Source organism: Streptococcus sp. UBA3373 (assembly GCF_002360305.1).
Lineage (GTDB): Bacteria > Bacillota > Bacilli > Lactobacillales > Streptococcaceae > Streptococcus > Streptococcus alactolyticus.
Window position 1 is genome coordinate 6,537 of the sequence record NZ_DEQF01000017.1, and the last position, 6,225, is coordinate 12,761.

General features: G+C 39.0%; 5 protein-coding genes and 2 pseudogenes. All 7 read right to left on the reverse strand.

The annotated features are described in order from the left end of the window. Nucleotides 1–324: MFS transporter (locus tag B3R79_RS02915; protein WP_293693645.1), on the reverse strand; the 324-nt coding region annotated here is incomplete at its 3' end. Between the two features lie 198 nt (nucleotides 325–522). Then, nucleotides 523–1,392 (reverse strand): annotated as a pseudogene (locus B3R79_RS02920) (aldo/keto reductase). A 141-nt stretch (nucleotides 1,393–1,533) separates the two neighbouring features. Further along, on the reverse strand, nucleotides 1,534–2,406 hold the full coding sequence (locus B3R79_RS02925; protein ID WP_293693647.1) for an alpha/beta hydrolase: 873 nt from the start codon (nucleotides 2,404–2,406) through the stop codon (nucleotides 1,534–1,536). Nucleotides 2,407–2,556: 150 nt separating this feature from the next. Continuing rightward, nucleotides 2,557–3,303, reverse strand: coding sequence for an SDR family NAD(P)-dependent oxidoreductase (locus tag B3R79_RS02930; RefSeq protein WP_293693654.1), 747 nt, complete (start codon nucleotides 3,301–3,303; stop codon nucleotides 2,557–2,559). Between the two features lie 138 nt (nucleotides 3,304–3,441). Then, a complete protein-coding gene (locus tag B3R79_RS02935) occupies nucleotides 3,442–4,482 on the reverse strand; it encodes a zinc-dependent alcohol dehydrogenase family protein (RefSeq protein ID WP_293693649.1) in 1,041 nt (346 codons plus the stop codon). 22 nt (nucleotides 4,483–4,504) lie between these two features. Next, on the reverse strand, nucleotides 4,505–5,161 hold the full coding sequence (locus B3R79_RS02940) for an NAD(P)H-binding protein (protein ID WP_293693651.1): 657 nt from the start codon (nucleotides 5,159–5,161) through the stop codon (nucleotides 4,505–4,507). Nucleotides 5,162–5,187: 26 nt separating this feature from the next. Continuing rightward, nucleotides 5,188–6,047: pseudogene (locus B3R79_RS02945) on the reverse strand (aldo/keto reductase). Nucleotides 6,048–6,225 lie beyond the last annotated feature (178 nt).

Consider the following 6,225-nt stretch of genomic DNA (forward strand, 5'->3'; position numbering starts at 1 on the left):
TTGAAACGCTCGCATCACAATAATCATGGTAGAACTTGTTGAAATACCAACTAAAAAGGAAGCAACGGTAAAAATAACAAGCCCTATTTGAAAAATGCGTTTACGTCCGTAAATATCTCCCATTCGTCCGAAAAATAGTAAAAAACCACCAAATGTTAACGTGTAAGCATTGCTAACCCAAGACAATAAAGTAGCAGATATCTGTAAATCTTGGCTAATGTGGACAGTACTGGTAAAGATAATCGAATTATCCAATAAAATCATAAAATAACTAAACAATACAATTGGTAATACCATACCAAATTTTTGAACTTTTTGAGCCATGTTTCTCCTTTTCAATAAGAAAAGCCATAGCAATATGACTTTCTTGATAAATGCTAAATAGAATAGTTAGCGTAGTTGATAAAAATGTAGAGAGCAAATTTGAGATAATTCACAATCTATCAAACTCCCGGTCAATGACAGCTAAGTTTTTCGCGATTCCTTTTTCTATCGCTTTAACCTTCAAAGCTCTCTTCTATCTTAAAACGATTTTCCGACAAAACCCGCTAGGAGTTCAAATGTTGCGGCTTCGTGGTGGTCTGCAAAGACAGTTGTATTCGTATTGAGTGTTTTGATTTGTGCCATGTCGTCGTCAGATAATTCGAAGTCAAAAATATCAAAATTTTGGCGGACACGTTCTGGTTTGGCTGATTTTGATAAGCTAACAATACCCCGTTGTAATTACCAGCGAAGCATCACTTGTGCTGTTGTTTTGCCGTATTTATCAGCGATAGCTTTTAGAATAGGGTTGTTAAAGATATCAAATCGTCCTTCAGCAAAAGCACCCCAGCTTTCAACTTGAACACCTTTAGACGCTTGGTAAGCGACAGAATCATCTTTTTGATTAAAGACATGAAGTTCAATCTGATTTACAGCAGGAATGACATCATTGAAAATGGCAAAGTTAGCTAATTGGTCATCTTCGAAATTTGATACGCCAATGGCACAAATTTTTCTGTCGTTATCGTTATAAAGTTCTTCCAGCGCACGCCATGCTCCAAAAGTATCACCCACAGGTTGGTGAAGCAAATAAAGATCGATGTAATCAGTATCAAGTTTGCGCAGCGATTCTTCAAAAGCCTCCTTGGCACCTTCGTAATTAATATGTTGAATGAAAGCTTTTGTTGTGATAAAGAGTTCTTCACGCGGAACACCTGAAGCTTTGATAGCTTTGCCGACAGCTTCTTCGTTGCCATAAGCTTCTGCGGTGTCGATTAAACGGTAACCTGTTTTGATGGCTTCTTCGACAGCTTTTTGACAAACATCTGGGTCAGGAATTTGGAAAACACCAAAGCCGACCATGAGCATTTTTACGCCGTTATTAAGCGTTACTGTAGGTTGTTGGATCATTTTTTCTATGCTAGTATGCAGTTGGCGTATGGTTATGAATTGGAAAATAAAAGGTACAGTTTAACAAGTAAACTGTACCTCAAAAATTGTATATTATGCGTAAAAATAAGTTGGTGTAAAGGTCTATTTTAATAGTAATGGTTAAAGATTATCATTGAAGAATGGTAGAATGGCTTCTACTGCTTCATCAACGAATGGATACAAGTCATACATATCGAAATGGCTTGCTTCAGGAATGACAACCCATTCTTTAACAGTACTTTTGGCTGCGTCAAAGATTTCACGTGATGCTGGTTGACTCCAAGCGTTTTCAGCAGTGATAACCAAGTAAGGTTTTGTCATCTCTTTCATGATTTCTGTGACATTGTATTTGATAAGTTCTAATTGGCTCCAAGCAACTACTTGATTGCTCCAACGTGGACGATTTCCACGAGCACTATAATAGTATTGAGCGCCTTCTTCAAAAGCACGTGGTTGGGAGTTAAGGTGAACCAATTCACCTGTACCATTTTCATAGGCTTCTTTGGCCGCTCTCACCTCATCTTCTGGCATGAAGAAATTCGTCATTGGAGATGTTGAAATATCTGAAATAGCTGGCACCACCGCTGTAATAGCTTTGAGACGTGGTTCTTTAACATCTGCAACTGACATGTATGAACCTGAACCGCAAATACCAAGCCCACCGATACGGTTGTTGTCAACATATGGCAAGCTTTCTAAGAAATCAACGGCCCCTTCAATGTCTGTCTCTTTAACATCAGGAAGTTCTTGCTGGCGTGGGAGACCTTCACTTTCACCAAAGTAGGCCCCATCAAAAGTTAGTGCAATGTAACCAGCTTCTGCCAAGAGATTAGCATAAGTTGCTTGCGCTTGTTCTTTAATTGAAAGCATTGGTCCTGTGACAACAATAGCCGCATAATTTTTAGTCCCATCAAACTCTGCTGGCAAATAAAGTTGCCCAGCCAAACGAAGGTCTAAAGCTTTATTTTTAAATGTTACATTTTGAATCGTCATGATGTTTTCCTCATTTCTTGTATTTAAGTCAGTCAACTGACTTAACCGTAAGCAAAACTTGCTTTACTAATATTGGTTATAGTATAACCTCTTCATTAAACTTTGAAAATTACTTTTGGATCTTACCAAGCATACGCCATTTGCATACCATTAGCTTGCTCCCATACCACCATCAACTGCTAGAATAGCACCAGTAACGTATCGTGCTTGTTCAGAAGCGAGATAAGCGGCAGCATTCGCAATATCCTCACTCGCTCCAACATAACACAAGGGAATCATACTAATAATATTATCCATATGCGCCTTAGCATCTTCTTCTGACAAATCAGTTTGATTCCAGATATCAGTTGCAATAGTTCCAGGGGCAATAGCATTAACACGCACGCTGTCAGCAGCCAATTCCATTGCCCAAACACGTGTAAAGTTTTTAACAGCAGCCTTGGCACCAAGATACATCGACATATTCGGACCACGGTGTTGCGCTCCAACAGTTGATAAATTAATAATCGTTCCCTTAGCTTTGAGAATAAATGGTAAAGTTTGAATAGTCATATCCAAAAGAGCTCGAACATCTAGGGCAAAAGCACGGTCATGATCCGCTAATGTCAATTTTTTTAGTGGCGTTACAGGAGCCCAACCTGCATTATTTACCAAGATATCTAACTGACCAGCAAAATCAGTTTCAATAGTTTTTGCAATTTTAGTGATATCATCAGAGTTTGTAATGTCAGCCACAACATAAGAAATATCTTTATTGGTATATGCCAATTTTTTTAAAATATTTTCTCGGCGTCCTGCAATAATAACTTTTGCTCCTTCGTTGGCATAACGTTCAGCAATAGCACGACCAATTCCTGAACTGCCGCCCGTTACAACGGCAACTTTATTTTCAAATATTTAGAGATCATAATTTCCTTCATTTTAGGATAATTAGTATACTACTTCACTTGAAAATTACTTTTAAAGTAAGCTAGTACACACATATATATGCTAAATTCAAATGAAAAACCAGCTGTTAAAAACTGGCTTTGTGTTTTATTCAGATACAATGACTAAAGACTTAATCGCTTCGCGTTTATCCATAGCTTCATAGGCTGCTTGAATGTCATCGAGATTGAAGCGTTTGGTAAAGACTTTACCTGGATTAATTTTTCCAGTTAGGACAGCATCAAGAAGCAGTTCTTTGTCATAGGTAGTTACTGAGGCAACACCACCTCGTAAACCAATATTTTTCCAGAAGAGTGCATTGGTGTTCATTTCTGCTTTTTGAGGAACACCTACACGACCAATCACAGCACCTGGACGGCAGACATTGACAGCTGTTTCAACTGATTGCACAGTTCCAACACATTCTAAAACAGCGTCGGCACCAGCACCATTTGTCAATACCATAACTTTTTCAATGGCTTCGTCACCACGTTCAGCTACAATATCAGTTGCGCCGAATTCTTTTGCTAGAGCTTGTCGGTCAGCATGACGACTCATGGCAATAATGCGTGTTGCCCCCAATAATTTAGCGCCAATAACGCCACACAAACCAACGGCACCATCTCCCATGACAACAACAGTATCGCCAGCTTTGACCTCTGCTGTTTTAGCAGCATGATAACCAGTTGCCATCACATCAGCCAAAGTCAAGAGAGAATTCAATACGTCATCTGAATAATCAGACGGTTGTCCAGGAATTTTAATAAGTGCCCAATCAGCATTTGTAAAGCGGAGATATTCACCTTGATAGCCAGCGTTACCACCTGGTTCCATATTGGTACAATTGCCATCAAAACCAGCACGGCAAGCAGCGCATTTACCACAACCATGTGTAAATGGAACAATGACAAAATCGCCAGCTTTAACTGAGGTCACCGCATTTCCTACTGTTTCAACAATGCCGATAGCTTCATGTCCAGTATAAGAATTTGGTTCGCGTTTAGAAATGCCTCTAAACCACCAAAGGTCGGAACCACAAACACACGCACGAACGATTTTAATAATGACATCTGTGTCTTTTTGAATTTCTGGCACAGGTGCTTCAGTAACTGTCATTTTCCCTGGTTCAATAAATGTCGCGACTTTCATTTTTTCTCCTTCTCTATTTATCTTAATAAACAGGACGTGTCAAACCTTGAGTATCGGGGTCGGCAAGACCTATACTTTCTCTATTGAGGTAAGTTGGGTCAGCAATCATTTTGACGACAACGTCTGCCATACTTTGACGTGATCCCGAAACACCGACATATGATTCTCCTTTGTGCGTGATACTGTATTTTACCTCATCACGGTCATTTAACCAAGGCAAGCGCAAAGTTGTGTAATCTAAGTCTGATTTTTCTAACAATTCGTCAGAACGTCGAGCACGATTGAGCCCCGCTTGCGTAAGCATTTCTGTATTCCAACGACCATATTCTCCAGGAACTTCTCCGTAAATTCCTAAAACATTTGAAGCTATAACACGTTTAACATCATTTTTAATCATTGCTGCAATAACATCTTGAGTCAGTTCGTTATCAGGGTCATAGTCAACATTTGAAATAAAAACAATATCCTGTCCTTGAACAGCCTTGTCCAACGTTTCTTGGTCATGAATATCAGCATCTACTGTCCTTACACGTGTAGGATTAATAGCCACTAAGTCATCAACACGATGACTTTTTCGTAAATAAAGTGTCAATTGAACATCATCTTGTTCGCTCAAAAGACGCTTCGCTACAATCCGTGCAATTTGTCCATTGGCACCCAAAATTAAAACATTTTTCATCTATATTTCCTCAATAATCTTTAAGATTAATCATTAGCATGAACATCATAGTTAGAGAGTAGCCAGTCTCCAACACCTGGTGCGTCTGGGTCATGAGCGCCTTTTCCTTTGTCAAGGACACGAAGCTCTGCCATTTCTTCAGCGGTCAATTCAAAATTAAAGAGGTCTTTGTTTGATGCCATGCGAACTTTCTTGGTTAATTTTGGCAAGACAATGATACCTTCTTGCACTTCAAATCGCAAAATAATTTGCCCAGCATCTTTGCCATATTTGTTAGCCAAGACTGTGATGATTGGTTCGGCAAATAAGTCTTTATTTCCTTGTCCGAGTGGCGCCCAAGCTTCGATTTTAACATCATCTTTTGCAAGCAAGTCACGTAGAGCTTTTTGTTGGAAATATGGGTTGAATTCTACTTGGTTAACAGCTGGAATCGTATTGAAATGTGGAACAAATTGATTCCAAAAGTTTGGCGTGAAGTTTGACACACCGATTGATTTGATTTTACCAGCTTCTTTAGCTTCTTCTAAAGTTTTCCAATCCTCTTCGACTTTGCCATAAGGTTGGTGAAGGAGGTAAAGCTCAAGGTAATCAAGTCCCATTTTTTCAAGAGTCGCATCGATGATTGCTTTAGCAGTTTCGTAAGCATAATCTTGGATCCACAGTTTGCTGGTAACAAAAATTTCTTCACGTGGAATACCAGAATTCTTGATTGCTTGTCCGACTTCTTTTTCATTGAAATAGGCTTGCGCTGTGTCGATATGACGATAGCCTACTTCTAAGGCTTCCTTAACAGCTGTATAGGTTGAACCGTCTGCAGGAATTTGGAAACACCAAACCCAACTGCTGGAATACGATTGCCATCATTTAAAGTAATTGTTTCTGTCATTATTTTTACCTCGTTCTTTTTTATACCTACATTTTACGTCTAAATGGCTCAAAAGTACATTACTTATGTGCTAAGCTAGCATGCGCTTTACGTATACTGATTTAGTTCGATTTAGCTTAAAATTTCCAAAAGGTACTTAAAGCAAGATAAGTATAACCCGTGGTGCTAGTTAAATTTA